The 19837-nt window shown below is 49.4% G+C and carries 14 protein-coding genes; 6 read left to right on the forward strand and 8 right to left on the reverse strand.

What is annotated here, in order from left to right:
• Positions 1–5: 5 nt before the first annotated feature.
• On the reverse strand, positions 6–2588 hold the full coding sequence (locus tag AC6R1O_RS06865) for an SLBB domain-containing protein (protein WP_500633604.1): 2583 nt from the start codon (positions 2586–2588) through the stop codon (positions 6–8).
• 33 nt (positions 2589–2621) lie between these two features.
• On the reverse strand, positions 2622–3968 hold the full coding sequence (locus AC6R1O_RS06870; protein WP_500633605.1) for a capsule assembly Wzi family protein: 1347 nt from the start codon (positions 3966–3968) through the stop codon (positions 2622–2624).
• 325 nt (positions 3969–4293) lie between these two features.
• Here AC6R1O_RS06870 and AC6R1O_RS06875 point away from each other — a divergent pair, with 325 nt between their 5' ends.
• Positions 4294–5163, forward strand: coding sequence for a phosphoribulokinase (locus tag AC6R1O_RS06875; RefSeq protein ID WP_500633606.1), 870 nt, complete (start codon positions 4294–4296; stop codon positions 5161–5163).
• A 257-nt stretch (positions 5164–5420) separates the two neighbouring features.
• A complete protein-coding gene (crp, locus tag AC6R1O_RS06880) occupies positions 5421–6053 on the forward strand; it encodes a cAMP-activated global transcriptional regulator CRP (RefSeq protein ID WP_004410522.1) in 633 nt (210 codons plus the stop codon).
• Between the two features lie 157 nt (positions 6054–6210).
• On the opposite strand, the gene AC6R1O_RS06885 is transcribed toward crp, so the two are convergent.
• From AC6R1O_RS06885 to AC6R1O_RS06910, 6 genes are all read right to left on the reverse strand, one after another.
• Positions 6211–7002, reverse strand: coding sequence for a DUF1338 domain-containing protein (locus AC6R1O_RS06885; protein ID WP_500633607.1), 792 nt, complete (start codon positions 7000–7002; stop codon positions 6211–6213).
• Between the two features lie 119 nt (positions 7003–7121).
• Positions 7122–8579 (reverse strand): succinylglutamate-semialdehyde dehydrogenase, encoded by a 1458-nt coding sequence (gene astD, locus AC6R1O_RS06890; RefSeq protein WP_500629852.1) that lies wholly within the window; start codon positions 8577–8579, stop codon positions 7122–7124.
• 59 nt (positions 8580–8638) lie between these two features.
• Positions 8639–9658 carry an arginine N-succinyltransferase gene (gene astA / locus AC6R1O_RS06895; protein ID WP_487903350.1) on the reverse strand — a complete coding sequence of 340 codons (1020 nt, stop codon included), beginning with the start codon at positions 9656–9658 and terminating at the stop codon, positions 8639–8641.
• Between the two features lie 111 nt (positions 9659–9769).
• Complete coding sequence (locus AC6R1O_RS06900) at positions 9770–10981, reverse strand: aspartate aminotransferase family protein (protein ID WP_500633608.1); 1212 nt, start codon at positions 10979–10981, stop codon at positions 9770–9772.
• 515 nt (positions 10982–11496) lie between these two features.
• On the reverse strand, positions 11497–12081 hold the full coding sequence (locus AC6R1O_RS06905) for an aminodeoxychorismate/anthranilate synthase component II (protein WP_500633624.1): 585 nt from the start codon (positions 12079–12081) through the stop codon (positions 11497–11499).
• Positions 12082–12211: 130 nt separating this feature from the next.
• Positions 12212–12769, reverse strand: a complete 558-nt coding sequence (locus AC6R1O_RS06910; RefSeq protein ID WP_500633609.1) for an FxsA family protein — start codon at positions 12767–12769, stop codon at positions 12212–12214.
• A 270-nt stretch (positions 12770–13039) separates the two neighbouring features.
• On the opposite strand from AC6R1O_RS06910, the gene aspA reads away from it, so the two are divergent.
• The 4 genes from aspA (at position 13040) to arcA (ending at position 19821) form a co-directional block, all read left to right on the forward strand.
• Positions 13040–14491 carry an aspartate ammonia-lyase gene (aspA, locus tag AC6R1O_RS06915; protein ID WP_500629848.1) on the forward strand — a complete coding sequence of 484 codons (1452 nt, stop codon included), beginning with the start codon at positions 13040–13042 and terminating at the stop codon, positions 14489–14491.
• A 192-nt stretch (positions 14492–14683) separates the two neighbouring features.
• On the forward strand, positions 14684–15991 hold the full coding sequence (locus tag AC6R1O_RS06920) for an anaerobic C4-dicarboxylate transporter (RefSeq protein WP_500629847.1): 1308 nt from the start codon (positions 14684–14686) through the stop codon (positions 15989–15991).
• A 445-nt stretch (positions 15992–16436) separates the two neighbouring features.
• Positions 16437–17900, forward strand: coding sequence for a YfcC family protein (locus AC6R1O_RS06925; protein ID WP_500633610.1), 1464 nt, complete (start codon positions 16437–16439; stop codon positions 17898–17900).
• 718 nt (positions 17901–18618) lie between these two features.
• A complete protein-coding gene (arcA, locus tag AC6R1O_RS06930) occupies positions 18619–19821 on the forward strand; it encodes an arginine deiminase (RefSeq protein ID WP_500656729.1) in 1203 nt (400 codons plus the stop codon).
• Positions 19822–19837 lie beyond the last annotated feature (16 nt).

Genomic DNA, 19837 nt, shown 5'->3' on the forward strand with positions numbered 1-19837 from the left:
TCATATCAATCGCTAATGGCACTCCATGCAACTCCCAATTGATACATAATTTGTGTAGCAGAAGCGACTGTGCTCAAGCCATCAAGATAATCGACATCAACAGGTACTATGATGGTGTCACCAGGTTGTAATGACTCACTATTGCGGCTAAACCAAAATGAGTTGTTGGGCAACATTACTGAACCATTGGCTCGCACAACGTACACTCGGTCTGTATCTGCCTGTTTTTTGGTCCCACCTGCAAGTCGAATATAGTCTTCTACACTTTTTCCGTAATCGAAAGTATGAGTAGACGTAAACTGCACTTCACCAATGATGGAAACCGATTTATCAAACTCAGGAATATGAAGACGATCAAGATTGGTCAACAATATATTGGCATCTTGGTCACCAGCAAGAATAGCTGGTAAATCAATTACCATTCGTCCCAATGGCGCTGTGGATGACAAGTTCTCTACCAAGGCCATGGCTTCTGATGGACTTGATGAAAAGCTTGCACTCGAGCTGTTACGCCTCAACGTTAAGTTCGCAATCTCACTTTGTAAGGAACTTTTTAAGTGCTCCATTTGTTTTCGTTCACGCTCTTTCAAGCTCTCTCTCGCAAATACAGCACCATTTGGATAAGCAAACTCTGTTAGTCCACCAGCCCGTTCTATAACATCGAGGATAGTATCGCCTCTATTGATCGCGTAAACGCCGGGGTACATGACTTCCCCTGTTAGCTCAACAGTCATTTCAGAACGCCACGCTGTATTCTTGAGAACCGTCACGCGATCTTTAGATTGCAATACAAACTCACCATTTCTCGTGTCATTGCGACTCAGATCAAGCTGCACCTTTTCTAGCAGTTTGGTTTCATCTGTTGTCCTTGCATCAAAACGGATTAACTCAATGCCTTCTACATACGCAGCTTCCATGAGGCCACCTGCGGCTTTGACCAAGTCAGACACCGTCATATTCTGAGTAAGAGGGTATCTCCCAGGAAATTTCACCTCTCCAGTTATTTGTATTATTTGCGCAGGAAGAGCGAGCGAGGATTGCTCTTGCAATCGCTCTAGAATAGGCATTAGCTCTCGTTCGCGAAGAGACAGTTTATCATTGTCTGCCAAATCAGAGGCTTTAGCTACTGAGGAAACGCCACTAACAGATGAGCCGACTTGAGCATCGTTGGCTCTTTGTCTCTCTAACTCAATTCTTTTTTGTGCTCCTTTCCCCAACCAAAAGTCGACATCAAGATTGGTCGAAAACACAAATATTTGGTCTCTATTACTTAATGTGAGATCGTCTGTTGAACCAGGATTTGCCATTGCCTTGCCGAGCTCAAATTGCAGAACCTCAATACCTTTTCTATATCCTTTCTCTCGAACTACCAAAGCGTATTCAAGATCTGCTGACGGCAACAAGTCTTCTTCGAATGAAGACAAAATGTCAGAGACTTTCATACCACTGCGAAACGAATGAATACCTTGTTTGGTTACTTGACCACGAACGGCCACTGCATCGACTAAATTAAGACTAGCTTTGTGGAAGAATATCTCATCACCGTCAGATACTTTGTATTGCCGACCAGCAGGCGTCGTATAATCAATAGTGTCGACAACAATACCTTTTTGAGTTTGCTTTCGAATGGTGACAGCCGCAAGATAAGCGGTATTCACAGTCCCACCAGCATACGATACAACATCTTTTAATGCTGTTTCACCAACGATTTCATAGTGAGCCGGTCGTGTCACTTCACCACTTATCGTGATGTTAGACTGTTTTGTTGGGATAAAAAGGGTATCGCCTTTTTGCAAACGAACATCTTTACTTGAATCACCTTCAAGCAATAGCTTATACATATCTAATTGGGCAACGACTCTACCTTTTCGCTTTAAAAATATGGAGCGTAGTGAACCTGTTGGTTTCACACCTCCTGCCGCGATAATGGCTTGAGTCATTGTCGTGAGACCATTTACATTGTAAGCACCAGGCTGATTAGCCTCCCCCGTAATGTAAACTTGCATTAACCTCATGCTTCCCATGGACACGGTCACGTTGACACCGATGATCCGTTCTTCAATCAAAGCGCTGAGCTGCTCATCGACCTGCTTAAAAGATTTACCTGAAACACTAAAAGGGCCGATTTTAGGCAAGGTAATATGCCCACTTCTATCAACAACGAGAGAATATTGCTGATCTTCCTTACCAAACACATGTACCAAGAGCTCATCACCCGCACCCAAAACATAATCTGTGGGAATGGGAGTGTTGTCGAGCGTTACAAAACTTCCTGGGACTCCGTTCAATACGTCATACCCAAACAGAGGAAGCGACTGATCTTGCACTTCCACATTTTTTTTAACCTCAGCTTCGGGTTCACTTGGCTGTACTCTCACTGGCTGAGATACGACGTTAACTGACGCTGGAGCCTGTGATGAGGATTCAAGGAGCGACAAGTCAACCCCATACTGGCGTGCCAGTTGCTCCTGCTGAGATTTCGGTAGCTTCTTGAATTGTTCTATTTGAGCTGGTGTAGGCTGATTGGCCAATGAAACTTGACTAATCAAAGTAATGCCTAGTAGTACCAGGTAGTTAAACACCTTCATACAATTTTAGGTCCCTTGCAAACTAATGGTAGGTTAGTAACGATACTCATAACCAAATGAAAAAATAGGCTCATTGTTAGAATAGGTATCCGAGACTACGTCTCGATAGCCCACTCCCAAGTTAAACATCCCTTGCAGATAAGGGATGTAGTAGTCGGTTTTCATCACCCTCTCTTGACCGTTGCTCGAACCTGAATCTCGAGCAACGATACTTAGCCGATGATCATTGGCCAATTGAGCATAAACAGCGACAGATTGACTGTTTCCCCAACTCAATGAGGTCAAGTCACTGATTAACTCATACTCTTTGGGATGAAGTACTTTAACGTAAGCTTCGTCAACATGCTGACTCTCTAAAACCAACGTCCAATCAATATCAAGCAAACGTCTATGACCTTCCCACCCCACAACAAAAGACTGGGTCTCCTGTCCCAAGGAAACCTTTTGAAAGGACGCAAACATTGCATGACTGAGCTCAAACATTTTTGGAAGAGGAACATTGAAATCAATGCCAAATGAGCGGTACGAGGCGCTGGAATCGAAGTCAGTGGATTCGTGATAGTTCAATGACACTTCTGCAAAATTAAACGGTTTCATTGAAAAGCGGTTAGACCATAAGTAGTCCGCCTCACTATCCGTTTCAGAGATCACACTATCCAGTTGCCAATAGCCTAATAGTCCCTGATTGTTTGATACCCATGACACTGATAAAGAAGGCGTCGAATTCCCATATGTGCCTAATTGTAAATTATGTTGCCATGTCGGCCCCCACCAACGTTCAAGGTATCCCAATGCAACTAACGAGTAACCAACATTAAAGGCAATATACGAACCGCTAAAGTCAATATCTTGATCATACTCTATGGGTAGCAAATCTTGCTGGGATATCCTTTGGTTTACGTAGTTCAAGTTAAGCCTGTACGCAAAACGGTCATCTAGATGATTATAGCTAGAGTAAATTCCCCAACTATCACTATCATTAGCGCCATATCCTAAAGACACTAGCGGCCCTGTCTGGTACTTCACTTTCGACATGAATTTACCACGTCCATATTGCGCATTACTCATTGCATGCCGCAACTGTCGATTTGCTACTAAGGCTTGTTCATCTGATATATGATTGTTGGTGAGATCATCGCCGATGCTAAGCCAACGTAGAGGAAATGTACTAACGGGAGAGCTCATCAGGCCAATATTTGAGAGTTGATTGAGTGATGCTCTTAGGAAAGGGTCATGGGACTCTAGCCATGGTGACGCTTTTACACCAAAGGGAAGACAGAAAAGAGACAACACCCACATTAAACCGAAAAATACTTGCAGTGTTACCTCTGAAAACGTGTCTTTTATAAAGAGCCGACGTCCTAAACATCCATTTACCACAATTAGAACCTTTGATTCTCTTTGAATCCCACTGACATAACCTATAATTATTATTAGCTTATTAGAATTTTGGTTTTCGATGAAATGGTGAACTAGCTACAAATAAGCACGCCCGATCATACTGCATCAATCACAAAGATATGCAGTATATAGAGTATTAACATATCAATAAAGTACTTCCCTTCTCATTATACTACGTAGTTAAAATGCCACTTGCGAAAATAAGAATACTGACGAGTAGCAAACTGCTCAAGGGGCACACTCGCCTTCGTTTTGGTGATATAGTGCGAACATACAAGGACAGGTATTACACATAAGGTTTGTCATGTCAGCAAAACACCCCATTATTGCCGTAACGGGCTCTTCCGGTGCGGGCACAACCACGACCTCTGAAGCGTTTCGCAAAATGTTTAACATGATGCGCGTGAAACCGGCTTGGGTGGAAGGGGACAGTTTCCACCGCTTTACGCGCCCAGAAATGGATGTCGAGATCCGCAAAGCGCGCGAGCAAGGACGCCACATCAGCTACTTTGGTCCGCAGGCGAACGACTTCCCTGCGCTGTCTGAGTTTTTTAAGCAGTATGGCAATGAAGGCACAGGGCAAATTCGTCGCTACTTGCACACCTTCGATGAAGCCGTGCCCTACAATCAAATGCCGGGTACCTTCACGCCGTGGCAAGATTTGCCGGAAAATTCTGACATGCTGTTCTACGAAGGACTGCATGGCGGCGTGGTGGATGGTGAGGTCAACGTCGCCCAACACGTCGACTTTTTGATTGGCATGGTACCGATTGTGAACTTGGAGTGGATTCAAAAATTCGTCCGTGACACGCGCGATCGCGGTCACTCACGCGAAGCGGTAATGGACTCGATTGTCCGCTCGATGGATGACTACCTCAACTACATTACCCCGCAATTTTCGCGCACCCACATCAACTTCCAACGCGTGCCGACCGTCGATACGTCCAACCCACTTAACGCTAAAGGCATCCCAAGTTTGGATGAAAGCTTTGTAGTGATCCGCTTGCGCGGCATCAAACAGGTCGACTTCCCATACCTGCTCGCTATGATTGATGGCTCTTTCATGTCGCGCCACAACACTATTGTCGTGCCGGGGGGTAAGATGAGTTTTGCGATGGAGCTCATCGTCAGACCTATCCTACAGCAGCTTATCGAGACGGGTAAAATTGGCTAGCGATCAGTCCTAAGACCCGTTTACTTGTCATACCGTGATCATGTGCACATTTTTGCGTAAACAATCACCAACTTGACACGATTAAAATCAAGAAATCCCTTTTGAAAAAGGCTACTATTTGTAACCGAAACAAAGATGGCTTGCAGCATTGAATAAGTGCTCTTATCCTAAAAAGCCTTGTTCAAGGCTTCGCGCCTTTTACTGGCGCGACAAAAATGGAAAGCGGCAAGCGTACCCTGCAGAGGAAGTGAGATATTATGGTTCTAGGTAAACCTCAAACCGATCCAACATTAGAGTGGTTCCTGTCACATTGTCATATTCATAAGTACCCATCAAAAAGCACATTGATCCACGCCGGTGAGAAAGCAGAGACGCTTTACTACATCGTCAAAGGCTCTGTGGCGGTACTGATTAAAGACGAAGAAGGTAAGGAAATGATCCTTTCTTACCTAAACCAAGGTGACTTTATCGGTGAACTTGGTCTATTTGAAGAAGATCAAGAGCGTACCGCTTGGGTTCGCGCTAAATCACCTTGTGAAGTTGCAGAGATCTCATTCAAGAAATTCCGTCAGCTTATCCAAGTCAACCCTGACATCCTGATGCGTCTATCTGCGCAAATGGCAAGCCGCCTACAAGTGACGAGCCAAAAAGTCGGTGACCTCGCCTTCCTAGACGTGACAGGCCGCATCGCGCAGACGCTACTTAACCTAGCGAAACAGCCAGATGCCATGACGCACCCAGACGGCATGCAAATCAAGATCACGCGTCAAGAGATCGGTCAGATTGTCGGCTGTTCACGTGAGACCGTTGGCCGTATCTTGAAGATGCTTGAAGAGCAAAACCTGATCTCCGCCCACGGTAAAACCATCGTCGTCTACGGCACGCGATAGGGCATTAGAGGCGAGTTCCTAGTGGCTAGTTCCTAGAGAAAACCTTTAAAGATTAAGAAAGCCACCCTGTCTACCAGCGGTGGCTTTTTATTTACCAGTACCCAGTTCCCATCACCCATTTCACCAGCCCCTCTAGCAACTAGGAACTAGGCACTCCCTACCCATTCGTACTCTCAAATATCTTATCCGCTGACGCCGCGACAAACCCTGGGTAGAGCTCACCATTACTCATCGGATAGCGTTTGGCGAATTCGTAGAAGCCGCCTGGGATCACTTGCGTACCGTCACTAAAGCTCACCTCGACTTTGTCTGCCATGGTGGACGATTGCTCAAGCAATACCTCTGGTGAGCCTTTCACTTCGCCACCCGACTCATTGATGACAAAGCCCGCTTGGCGCAGGTGCTCATTCACCGCCGCGACCTCGTCAAATGCCTTGAGCTGATTAACGCTTACGGTGAAATGGTTGGCCCCATAGCCGTGCGCCGCAAGCCATGCTGCGTACTCACTCTCTTGGGCGAGGGTTTGAAAATCTTCATAGCTGAGATCCCACAAACGGCCCGCATACAAAAACTCATGGCTTTGCAGTGCGGATGCCTCCACTTGTGCCACCAGCTTGCTGACAATGCGTTGCAGCGGCGCTGAGCACTCTTCGACTTTCAGCTCACTGATGAACACTTTTGGCAACGTCGGATCGGCGTGCTCGTAGTGCTTGGCGACCAAGTGTTTGCTCTCAAACAGGTAGTCACCGCACGCTTGGTAACCTAGCGCAATAAATGGCGCAGCCAATGTCTCGATACCGAGCGGCGCAATGTTAAAGGTGCGCAGCGCAATATGGTCATTGATCAGCGGCTCATCTTCTTCTAAAAGCTGATGAACCTTGGCCGCTTGAGGACATAGACGGGAAATATAGTCTTGCCACAGTAAATCGAACAGTTGAGCAGGCGTCATAACGTCTCCATGTTAATCGTGAAGCTGAATCGTAAAGCTGGTTCTTTAAAAGAATGGCTTAATCACAAACCTAGCAATGAATCGAACACCTTGGGCTCCAAGCGAGCCCAAGGTGCGTCTTACAGTTCTACACCCGGGCTTAACGTCTCAGGCAGCAAGGTGTGCTCGCCTTCCATCGACGCCATAGGGTAAGCGCAATAATCCGCAGCGTAGTAAGCACTTGGGCGAAGGTTGCCCGAGGCGCCCGGTCCGCCAAACGGCGCATCGCCACTTGCCCCAGTTAATTGGCGGTTGCGATTGACGATCCCTGCACGAATGTGGTCAACAAAGTAGGCCCACTCATCATCATCGGTGGACACCAGCCCAGCAGAGAGACCAAAGCGGGTGTCATTGGCCAGCTCAACGGCGCGCTCAAGACCTTGATAACGCACCACTTGCAGCAGCGGGCCAAAATACTCTTCATCTGGCAGCGCTTCGATGGCCGTGACATCAATAATCCCCGGAGTGACAAACGCCGCCTCGCCCGCTTTCGCTTCCACCAAGCTCACACCACCAAGGCTCTGCAAGTTCGCCTGTGCGTTGAGGATAAAGTGTGCCGCAGCTTTCGAAATTTGTGGGCCCATAAAAGGCGCTGGCTCTGCAAACGGCTGATCGACGCGCAGCTTGCGTGTGGCCTCAACCAAGCGATTGACCAAGGCATCGCCTTTGTCGCCCACAGGCACATAGAGACGTCGCGCACAGGTGCAACGCTGCCCGGCACTGATAAAGGCCGATTGCAAAATGGTGTAGACCGTCGCGTCCAGCTCACCATAGTGCTCACTGATGACCATAGGGTTGTTGCCGCCCATCTCCAGTGCCAGCATCTTGTCTGGCTGACCGGCAAATTGGCGATGCAGCAGGTGACCTGTATTGGCGCTACCAGTAAACAGCAGGCCATCAATGCCTTTCGACTCTGCTAGCGCAATGCCCGTCTCTTTGCCCCCTTGGACTAAGTTGATCACGCCCGCAGGCAATCCCGCTTGTTGCCACAGCTTCATCGCTAGCTCACCGGTCAGCGGCGTTTGCTCTGACGGCTTGAACACCACGGTGTTGCCCGCCAGCAGCGCTGGGACAATGTGACCATTGGGCAAATGACACGGGAAGTTATACGGGCCAAACACCGCCATCACACCCAACGGGCGATGGCGCAGTACAATTTGGTTACCCGCCGCTTCACGGGTACTTTCGCCTGTGCGATCATGATAAGCGCGAATAGAGATGGCAATCTTGCCCGCCATGGCCGCGGCTTCTGTGCGCGTTTCCCACAACGGCTTGCCGGTCTCTTTAGCAATCACTTCGGCTATCTGCTCGCTGCTCTCTTTCACTTTTTCAGCAAACGCCAGCACGATGGCTTCGCGCTGCGCAAAGCTGAGTTTTTTCCATGTCTGAAAGGCGTTTCTCGCCGCGCTGACCGCCGCTTCGACTTGCGCGCTAGACGCGCTGTCACCCTGCCAAATGACCTCGTCATTGTACGGGCTGGTTGAATTCATCGGCTCGCCTTGTCCGGCCAGCCACTCTCCTGCAATCCAATGAGTCATGTTGTTTTCCTTGTCCAATTCTACTGCCAGTACTGGGCTGACTATCGCTGGGCTGACTATTACTGAGCCAGCATGCGCACGTAGTCACCATCGCCGACTTGCAGCGCGTTCGCCACCTCTGGCGCTAGGATGACCGAACCCGACTCTTTGTCGTACGCCGCTTTGGCGGCGGTGGCTCTGAAGTTCTCAAATGAGGTGTTAGCAATCAGGTAATCCTGAGAACTGGCGTGTTCAGAGATGCTCACTTTGGCTCGAAACGATTCTCGCACCGACTCAATATTGCGCACCTCACACTCAACCGTTGGGCCGCCGTCAAAAATGTCGACGTAGTTACGACAGGTGAAACCCTCTTTCTCTAGAAGGCGCAGCGCCGGCTTGGTGTTCTCGTGCACTTGGCCGATCACCGCTTGTGCCTCTTTACTGAGCAAGTTGATGTAAATCGGCAGCTTAGGCATCAAATCGGCAATGAAACCTTTTTTACCGATCCCGGTAAGATAATCCGCCATAGTGAAATCAATCGAGAAGAAGTGCTCTTGTAGCCATTGCCAAAATGGCGAGTTGCCGTTCTCATCAGAGACACCGCGCATCTCGGCAAACACCGTTGTCGAGAAGCGATGCGGATGCTCGGCCATCATCAAAAAACGACACTTCGACATCAAACGACCATTGAGCCCGCCACGGAAACTGGGTCTGAGGAATAGCGTACAAATCTCACTGCATCCGGTGTAGTTGTTGCCAAACGTGAGCAGTTTCACCACGTTATTCACGCCCAGTTTGGGGGATGAGTGAACAATGGTGCTAATGTGGTACGAGTAAAACGGGACATCCCAGCCAATCGAGGCTTCGATTCCGGTACACCCGGCCACTTCCCCCGTCTCGCTGTCAAACCCAACCATCAAATAGCCTTCGTCACCGGGCTCGGTCACATTGGCTTTGCCGAAGCTGTATTCGGAATGGGTAATGCGGTTCGTCAACAGCTCTTCGTTGACGGGTAGAGAAGTAAATCCGTGACCAGACTCCACCGCACATGTGTGCAACGCGTCATAGTCCGAAATAGAAATAGGGCGAACAACCAGCATCGATACTCCCTCCTGATGCTATTTAAGTGCCTAGTTCCTAGAGGCGAGTTCCTAGAGAAAGGAAATCCTCACTCTAGGCACTAGGAACTAGAAACTAGGCACTCACAAAACCTAAACCAAACTTGCGATGGCTTTATCTAAACGAGCGAGACCTTGTTCGATCTCTTCTTTGCTGATCACCAGTGATGGCGTGAAGCGCACGACATTGGCGCCGGCAACCAGTACCATCAGGCCTTCTTTACCTGCGGCGACCAGAACATCACGAGCGCGGCCTTGCCACTGCTCATTCAGTGCAGCGCCAAGCAGTAGGCCTTTACCGCGAATTTCGTCGAACAGGTGGTACTTGGCATTGATTTTGTTCAGACCATCACGGAACAGGGCTTCACGCTCAGCAACGCCCGCCAATGTGTCTGGTTGGCTAACGATATCAACCACGGCCTCAGCAACCGCACACGCTAGCGGGTTACCGCCGTAAGTCGAACCGTGCGTGCCCACTTTCATGTGCTCCGCGAGCGCATTGGTGGTCAGCATTGCCCCAATCGGGAAACCGCCACCGAGTGATTTCGCTGTGCTCAAAATATCAGGCGTCACACCCAAACCTTGGTAGGCGTAAAAGTTGCCAGTACGGCCGTTGCCGGTTTGCACTTCATCGAAGATCAGCAGCGCATTGTGCTTGTCACACAGCTCGCGCACAGTCGCAACAAACTCGTCCGTTGGTGAGATAATCCCGCCTTCGCCTTGCAGCGGCTCCATCATGATGGCGCAGGTGCGATCTGAGATGTGCGCTTTCAGTGCTTCGACATCGTTGTAAGGCAAGTGCGTGACATCGCCCGGTTTCGGGCCAAAGCCATCAGAGTAAGCTGCTTGACCGCCGACCGTTACCGTAAAGAAGGTTCGGCCGTGGAAGCCTTGTTTAAAAGCAATGATTTCCGACTTTTCAGGGCCAAACTTGTCGGCTGCCACGCGGCGCGCCAGTTTGAGCGCCGCTTCATTGGCTTCTGCGCCTGAGTTAGCAAAGAAGACTTTCTCGGCAAAGCTCACTTGGGTCAGCTTTTTCGCCAAACGCAACGCCGGCTCATTGGTCATCACGTTGCTCAGGTGCCACAATTTTTGACCTTGCTCGGTCAGCGCCTTCACCATCGCAGGGTGACAATGCCCCAAGCAGCTCACGGCAATCCCCCCTGCAAAGTCGATATACTCATTACCTTGCTGATCCCATACGCGAGCACCCTCGCCTTTCACTGGGATCATCTCCATTGGGTTGTAACAAGGCACCATCACCTCATCAAACAGGCCGCGTTCTACGTTCATTTCAGTTGTCATCGTCTTTCCCTCTCGATACTGCTCACTGGATCGCTGTTGCTCGATATCTCTTCATTAAACGTCTCTTCGTTCATTGGTGTCGTTCACGACGTTCGCTTATCACGTTACCAACAGAGACAGAAAACAGAATGTTTTGCATATCAGCCATCACAGCATTGTATTTACAATTAATTAACCATTTCAATAGTGATTTATTCTTTTTAGAGGCACCATAGGAGGCAAAACCCTATTGAGCTTGAGTATTTATGCACGATGCCACCCCTTTTATGAAGCAATTTATTCTTATAACAAAGATAAGCAGGGGTTTAACCCAGACGCAACAAGGCGTGAGCCCAGAGCGCCACTTGGCTAGCGAATAGTTTTTCACTCGCTATGCAAACGGCAAGTTATGAAAGAAATGTTAAGAAAAGTGATCTGAGTGCGGTTTTCAGCACAGGGGAAAGAGACAAACGTTGCACGCGGCTTGCTGACCGATTTGAAGACGGTTTTAAACTATGCGCATTCAATCATGCGCGTTAAACCATGCGCGTCAGGAAATTCGCCAGCAATTGATGTCCTTGCTCGGTTTTGATCGATTCCGGGTGAAACTGCACCGCGTCAATCGGTAGAGTGCGGTGTTGATAGCCCATGATCTCATCCATGCTGCCATCGGCGAGTGTCGTCCAAGCCGTGAGCTCAAACTCACTCGGCAGGCTGTTTGCCTCGACCACCAGCGAATGGTAACGCGTCACCGTTAGGGGGTTATTGAGCCCTTTAAAGACGCTCTTACCCGTATGGATAATGGGGGAGGTTTTACCGTGCATCACTTGACGCGCCCGTACGACGTTGGCGCCAAAGGCTTGGGCAATCGCTTGATGCCCCAAACAGACACCGAGAATCGGCAGCTTACCGGCAAAGTGGCGAATGGCCGCTAGGGAAATCCCCGCTTCATTGGGCGTACATGGCCCAGGCGAAATCACCAAATGGCTTGGCGACAGCGCCTCAATCTCCTCAAGCGTGATCTCATCATTACGGCGCACCAACACCTCGCAGCCCAACTCACAAAAGTATTGGTAGAGGTTGTAGGTAAACGAGTCGTAATTGTCGATGATCAGTAGCATGAGTGACGATGACACACAGGTTGGTTTTCACTGGGGCGGTATTGTGCAACACCATGCCAGAAAGGCAAGGGAAAAGCGCAAAATTAAGGCCAGCAAACGCTGGCCAGAGGTTCAACTCGTCTATGCGGAGTTACTTTAATTTCGGCTTGTCATTCTCATCGTCTTTGCGTTCGTATTCGCCTTCAAACGTCTTCCCCTGCGTCGAGTCAGACTCAAACGGCGAGGCGCCGTCACGATGGAAAGGGTCTTGATGAGAAGGATCTTGATGAGAGTGAGAAAAGGGATCATGAGAGAATGGATCATGACCAAAGCCACTCTGCCCACCCACTGATCGAATCACCATTTTGCTCATCAGCGTTTTGGCGATCATGGCACGGGGCGCTGGCAGTAACACCAACATGCCTAACGCGTCGGTTAAAAAACCGGGAGTGAGCAGTAAGACACCCGCCACCGCCAGCATCACGCCTTCCATGATCTGCTGCGCGGGGAGCTCGCCTTGTGCCAGGCGTTGCTGCACCGACAGTAACGTCGCAACGCCTTGGCTACGCACTAAAGAAGCGCCGACAAACGCGGTGACCAGCACCAGACCGATGGTCGGCCATAAACCAAGAAACCCACCCACTTGGATAAACAGGCCGATTTCAATAATAGGTACGATGATAAATAGTAAGAGTAAGATAGGAAACACACGCCCTCCTTTGTTGCCCTCAGTGTACGCGCAAAGCCTGCACAGGCACAAATTTAAGCGGTAAAAAAGTGTTTACCTCTCACGATGAAACTTTCAGTAAATAAATACAAAAAAGGTGATCAAGTTACTATTTTTATGCGCTAGGTGCAGTATGATGTGCCACATAAGTCAGGACGGATTTATAGCCCAAAATTCTGATGAATGGATTCTTAGACTACAGAATGGCTAGCATTTAACTTTATTATCAGAATAATACTCTAAGGATCCTGTATGGCTACCCTAACCGATGCCACTAAGGCACTTTCCCCTGCAACACGTCTTGAAGAAGATTTATTGGGTGAGCGTCACGTCCCTGCCGACGCTTACTACGGCATCCACACCCTACGTGCGATTGAAAACTTCAACATCTCCAACATGACCATCTCCGACGTGCCGGATTTTGTCCGCGGTATGGTGATGACCAAAAAAGCCGCGGCGCTGGCCAATAAAGAGCTGGGTGTAATTCCAAAGGATGTGGCGAATTATATTATCCAAGCGTGTGATTTGATTCTAGAAACCGGCAAGTGCATGGACCAATTCCCATCAGACGTCTACCAAGGTGGCGCGGGCACGTCGGTCAACATGAACACCAACGAAGTGATCGCCAATATCGCCCTCGAATTAATGGGCAAGGAAAAAGGCGAGTATGACTTCATCAACCCAAATGACCACGTCAACAAGAGCCAGTCGACCAACTGTGCCTACCCAACCGGTTTTCGCATTGCGGTGTACAACAGCGTGCACAAACTGATTGAATCGATTGAATACCTCAAAGGTGCGTTCGAGCTTAAGAGCCAAGAGTTCAAAGATATCCTCAAGATGGGCCGCACTCAGCTGCAAGACGCGGTGCCAATGACGGTCGGTCAAGAGTTCCACGCTTGGGCGGTGACACTCAACGAAGAGATCCGCGCGCTTGAGTACACCTCAAAGCTTCTGCTCGAAGTGAACCTAGGCGCAACGGCCATCGGTACTGGTCTCAACGCGGCGCCGGGCTATCAAGCAGCGGCAGTCAAACACTTAGCACAAGTGACTGGTCTTGATGTGGTCCCTGCGGAAGATTTGATTGAAGCCACCTCAGACTGCGGCGCCTACGTGATGACGCACGGCGCGCTCAAACGCCTAGCGGTGAAGCTATCTAAAATCTGTAACGACTTGCGCTTGCTCTCTTCTGGTCCTCGCGCGGGTTTGAACGAGTTAAACCTGCCACAGCTGCAAGCGGGCTCTTCCATCATGCCTGCTAAGGTCAACCCTGTGGTGCCTGAAGTGGTTAACCAAGTCTGCTTCAAAGTATTGGGTAACGACAACACCATCTCTTTCGCGGCAGAAGGCGGTCAATTGCAGCTTAACGTGATGGAGCCAGTGATTGCCCAAAGCATGTTTGAGTCGATTTCGATTCTGTCTAACGCGTGCGTGAACTTGCGCGACAAATGCATCGACGGCATTACCGTCAATAAAGAAGTGTGCGAAAACTACGTCTACAACTCGATTGGTATCGTCACTTACCTCAACCCATACATCGGACACCACGAAGGCGACATCGTCGGTAAGATTTGTGCTGAAACCGGTAAGAGCGTACGTGAGGTGGTGCTAGAGCGTGGATTGCTGACGCCAGAAGAGCTCGATGACATTCTTTCGGTTGAAAACTTCATGCGTCCAACGTATAAAGCCAAGCGCTACGAGTAAGCGCAAAAATAGGGCCTGCGGGCCCTTTTTTAGGCACGCATCCGGTAACCACACTTTTCCTATGGATTACTCTCACACAAGGTAAACAACACGCAGTGATTATCTAAACCTTCATGCCGCTGGCCGACTCTCAGCAGCGCGAAGCATTAGATAATCAAAATCAAACGTTAAACATTATACGAGGATATAGCTATGGTCGCAGTGGAGCTCATTGTTGTTCTGCTCTTCATTTACTTGGGAGCAAGAATCGGCGGGATTGGCATCGGCCTTGCCGGTGGTGCGGGTGTGATTGCCCTGTCTTTGGTGTTGGGCGTGCCCACCAGTCAGGCGTTCATTCCTGTTGACGTTATCTTAATCATTATGTCAGTGATTACCGCGATTGCCGCCATGCAAGTGGCCGGTGGTATGGACTGGCTGGTTCAAGTAGCGGAAAACTTTTTGCGCAAACACCCTGAACGAATCACTTTTTACGCACCGATCGTCACCTTCTTAATGACCTTGATGGCGGGGACTGGCCATACGGCGTTCTCAACCTTGCCTGTGATTGCTGAAGTGGCAAAAGGCCAAGGCGTGCGTCCTTCTCGTCCGCTGTCGATTGCTGTCGTAGCCTCGCAAATTGCGATTACCGCATCGCCAATCTCAGCGGCGGTCGTGGCGTTTGCGGCGATGTTGGCGCCAATGGGCGTGGACTACCTCACGCTACTGGCGGTCTGCATTCCGACCACCTTTATTGCTTGTATGATTGGTGCGTTTGTCGCCAACTTCATGGGTAAAGAGCTTAAAGACGATCCTATCTACCAAGAGCGTTTGGAAAAAGGGTTGATCAAATTGAGCAGCGACACACAACGCGAGATCCTGCCAACAGCGAAAACCGCGACCTACATTTTCTTGGCGGCGATTGGTTTTGTTGTCTGCTACGCAGCGGCGATTTCAGGATCAGTCGGCCTAATTAAAGACCCTGCGCTTGGCCGTAACGAAGCCATCATGACCGTGATGCTCGCGGCAGCAGCAGCCATTGTGCTGGTGACCAAAATCGATGCAGCGAAAATCCCATCAGCCGCGACCTTCCGCTCAGGTATGACGGCGTGTGTCTGCGTGCTGGGTGTTGCATGGCTTGGTTCAACGTTCGTTAATGCGCACGTGGCAGAAATCAAAGAGCTGGCAGGCGATCTCTTGTCTGATCACCCTTGGATGTTGGCGATGGTGCTGTTTTTTGCCTCTATGCTCCTTTACTCACAAGGCGCGACCACAGTGGCGCTTATGCCTGCCGCGCTAGCGATTGGTGTCGCGCCGCTGACTGCCGTTGCGTCCTTTGCTGCCGTCAGTGCCCTGTTTGTACTACCGACCTACCCAACGCTGTTGGCCGCGGTTGAGATGGACGACACTGGCTCAACGCGCATCGGCCAATACGTGTTTAACCACCCGTTCTTTATTCCTGGTGTGGTGACCATTGCCTCGGCGGTGGCACTTGGCTTTACCTTTGGCGGTCTGCTGATCTAGTCTCAATAAGACGTCATAAAAATAATTCGATACAAAGGGAGCCGAGTGCTCCCTTTTATTTTGCACTGAATAAAAAATCACAGATCACAGACGGTTTTTGATTGACATCAAAATAGCGTTAATTAATAAAACCTTCTCGTTAACCAAATCGATTGAATAAAATTCCCAGCGTTTATTTATGCCGCTATTAAATCCATTCACTCTTTCTAAAAAAAACCAAAAACCAGCATAGAAATCCAACTATTTCACTTGAATACCCTAGCGATTTTTCCATGCAAATTTTGGCAAAGAATATAGGGCAGTAATTTGTGACCCGCTCCAAGGTTAATCTTTGAGACGAAATTTACACTAGTTCTAAATTCGATCATGCCTATCAATATTAACGCTATCTATTGTCACAGATTCACTTGTATTCACCCTTTGCAATACAAGTAAGGAGATCATCATGACCACTCAAACTGTCCCTAGAGAACATAAAAACAGCGAAGAGAAAAAACGCGGCTTTTTTGCCAACTTTAAATTCCCTTCCGCCTACACCATTTTATTTGTCCTAATTGCCCTTGTGGCCATGTTGACATGGATTATCCCCGCTGGCCAATATGACCGCGCCATGAATGAAGACCTTGGCCGTGAAGTGCCCGTGACGGGCACTTATCAGCCTGTGGAAGGCAATCCACAAGGGGTGATTGATGTCTTGCTTGCGCCGATTGATGGCTTTTACGACCACAACAGCTACGAAGCGGCAGCGATTGATGTGTCGCTGTTTATCCTCGTCATCGGCGGTTTCTTGGGCCTAGTGACAAAAACCGGCGCGATTGATGCTGGGATAGAGCGCGTCACTCACCGCCTTGAAGGACGCGAAGAGATGATGATCCCCATCTTGATGGCACTGTTTGCCGCGGGCGGCACTGTGTATGGGATGGCGGAAGAGTCCTTGCCTTTCTATACCTTACTTGTGCCCGTGATGATGGCCGCACGTTTTGACCCTGTGGTCGCCGCCGCGACCGTGTTGCTCGGCGCCGGGATTGGCTGTTTGGGTTCAACCATCAACCCGTTCGCCACTGTGATTGCCGCCAACGCCTCTGGCATTCCGTTCACCGATGGCATCATGCTACGCGCCATCATGTTGGTGATTGGCTGGGCAATCTGTGTCGCCTATGTGATGCGCTATGCACGCATGGTGCGCCAAGACCAATCCAAATCGATTGTGTTTGATAAGTATGAAGAGAACAAAGCGCACTTCTTGGGCAACCAATCCGAGCAAGGCCTTGAGTTCACCACTACACGCAAAGCGATTCTGACCATCTTTGGCCTCTCGTTCGCGGTCATGATTTACGGTGTCTCCATTGCCGGTTGGTGGATGGCGGAAATTTCAGCCATGTTCCTGGCCGCTACCATCATTGTCGGTATCGTGGCACGTATGAGCGAAGAGGAGTTCACCACCAGCTTTATTGATGGCGCCCGCGACCTACTTGGCGTTGCTCTCATCATCGGTATTGCGCGCGGTATTGTGGTCGTGATGGATCGCGGCATGATCACCGATACCATCTTGTACTCAGCGGAGCAGATGGTGACTGGGCTCTCCTCTGTCGTCTTTATTAACGTGATGTTCTTCCTAGAGATTTTGCTCTCGTTCTTGGTGCCGTCCACCTCTGGTCTTGCCGTACTCACCATGCCGATTATGGCGCCATTGGCCGACTTTGCCGGCGTCGGTCGTGATTTGGTTATCACCGCATACCAATCAGCATCAGGGCTGGTGAACCTCATCACGCCAACCTCAGCCGTGGTGATGGGTGGCCTTGCGATCGCCCGCGTGCCTTATGTGCGCTGGGTGAAATGGGTCGCGCCGCTGCTCGCTATCTTGACTCTGTTCTGTGTGTTGGCGTTAAGCCTAGGTGCGCTACTGTAACTGCTCACGCAAAAGCGCCGTTAAGCAGGATAACGAAACGGTTGTCCTGCTCTCTCCCTGCTTGCAAGACTCAATCAAGAAAAGCCACGTGTGTGGCTTTTTCTTTGTCTGCACTTTATTTATCTACTCTTTCTCTATCTGCACTTTCTTTATCTTTACGTTTCAATTTTTATTCCATTTGGATAATCCTGTTTTATAGACTGGGTTACTTTTTCTTATCCAAAAATAAAACCCACACTTTTGTGAATAAACACAAAAACAAGCGTGATCGCCTAGACAAATTAACACATTCGTTTATTAACAAATGCCGTCAAAAGCGAAACAAAGTCACTATATAAATAAAAACAACGCATAAAACCGCACGCTCATTCTATCCATTATAAATATCGACATGAATACAATTCCCTCTCTTTACCATGATTGACTCTTACCGCACTATTTTACTGTCATTCGGTGAATAAAAATCCTTACAGAGCGAAAAACCAACATCATCACAGCTTGGTAACAACTGCATGGATATTGTTAAAACCCTAGATCTAGCAAGGGCTGCAAGAAAAAATGAAGTGTGACTGAGCGCAGAGAATCCTCCTCTCTAGGGCGTAATATGAATATCAGAACAACAAAGTGAATAATTAAATTCACTCTCAAATAATCCCTACACCCTTATTTAATTTGTCACAGATACATTAAATAAAAAAATAAATAGAGAGATACGATTATGAGTAAGTTATACGTAGGTTCTGAAATCGGTCAATTACGTCGCGTGTTGGTTCACCGCCCGCGTCGTGCTCTCACCCACTTAACCCCCTCGAACTGCCACGAGCTACTGTTTGACGACGTGTTAGCGGTCGAACGTGCCGGTGATGAACACGATGTGTTTACCCAGACGCTGCGCGATCAAGGGGTGGAAGTGCTGCTATTGACCGACCTGCTGGCAGAGACGCTGGCAGTACCAGAAGCCAAGGAGTGGCTACTCAATCGTCAGGTATCTGACTACCGCTTAGGCCGAACCTTTGCCAACGACGTGCGCTGCTATCTGGGCGACTTGCCCAATCTTGAATTGGCCAAGATCCTCACCGGTGGCCTCTCCTACGCGGAAATGCCTATGCGCTCTTCCTCGATGATGCAAGCGCTGCATGCACCGACCGATTTTATTATCGAGCCGCTGCCAAATCACCTCTTTACCCGTGATACCTCCTGCTGGGTCTACGGTGGCGTCTCCATCAACCCGATGGCGAAGCCGGCCCGCCAACGTGAAACCAACCACGTGCGCGCCATTTACCGCTGGCACCCAACCTTCGCAGGGCAAGACTTCATCAAATACTTTGGTGATGAAGAGGCGCTGTACGACAACTCAACCATTGAGGGCGGTGACGTATTGGTCATTGGCCGTGGCAGCGTCTTGATTGGTATGTCCGAACGCACCACACCGCAAGGGGTGGAACACCTCGCCGCTGGCCTATTTAAACACGGCCAAGCCAAACAAGTGATTGCGATGGAGCTGCCTAAACATCGTTCTTGCATGCATTTGGACACCGTGATGACCCACATGCGCGAAGACACCTTCTCCGTCTACCCAGAAGTGGTGCGCAAAGACGTCAAATGTTGGAGCTTGACGGGTGACGAGTCTGGCGCGGTGCGTGTCAAAGAGGAAGGTTACTTTGTCTCGGCGATTGAAAGAGCGCTCGGCGTTGGCCAGCTCAACCTCATCACCACGGGCGGCGATAATTTCAACGCTGAGCGTGAGCAGTGGAACGACGCCAACAACGTATTGACCGTCAAACCGGGCGTCGTGATTGGCTATGAGGGCAACACCTACACCAATGAAAAATACGACAAAGCCGGCATCAAGGTACTGCCTATCCCTGGGGATGAATTGGGACGAGGCCGCGAGGTGCTGTTCATGCCACCTGTTGAGTAGTGATTAACCTTAGCAA

The organism is Vibrio sp. R11-SG3-ISO3-SZ (assembly GCF_059834345.1).

Coding starts and splice junctions, on each gene's coding strand:
- AC6R1O_RS06925 (WP_500633610.1), top strand. CDS start 16,437: ATGACCACTCAAACTGTCCCTAGAGAACATAAAAACAGCGAAGAGAAA.
- AC6R1O_RS06865 (WP_500633604.1), bottom strand. CDS start 2,588: ATGAAGGTGTTTAACTACCTGGTACTACTAGGCATTACTTTGATTAGT.
- arcA (WP_500656729.1), top strand. CDS start 18,619: ATGAGTAAGTTATACGTAGGTTCTGAAATCGGTCAATTACGTCGCGTG.
- astD (WP_500629852.1), bottom strand. CDS start 8,579: ATGACTCATTGGATTGCAGGAGAGTGGCTGGCCGGACAAGGCGAGCCG.
- AC6R1O_RS06885 (WP_500633607.1), bottom strand. CDS start 7,002: ATGACGCCTGCTCAACTGTTCGATTTACTGTGGCAAGACTATATTTCC.
- aspA (WP_500629848.1), top strand. CDS start 13,040: ATGGCTACCCTAACCGATGCCACTAAGGCACTTTCCCCTGCAACACGT.
- astA (WP_487903350.1), bottom strand. CDS start 9,658: ATGCTGGTTGTTCGCCCTATTTCTATTTCGGACTATGACGCGTTGCAC.
- crp (WP_004410522.1), top strand. CDS start 5,421: ATGGTTCTAGGTAAACCTCAAACCGATCCAACATTAGAGTGGTTCCTG.
- AC6R1O_RS06920 (WP_500629847.1), top strand. CDS start 14,684: ATGGTCGCAGTGGAGCTCATTGTTGTTCTGCTCTTCATTTACTTGGGA.
- AC6R1O_RS06905 (WP_500633624.1), bottom strand. CDS start 12,081: ATGCTACTGATCATCGACAATTACGACTCGTTTACCTACAACCTCTAC.
- AC6R1O_RS06900 (WP_500633608.1), bottom strand. CDS start 10,981: ATGACAACTGAAATGAACGTAGAACGCGGCCTGTTTGATGAGGTGATG.
- AC6R1O_RS06875 (WP_500633606.1), top strand. CDS start 4,294: ATGTCAGCAAAACACCCCATTATTGCCGTAACGGGCTCTTCCGGTGCG.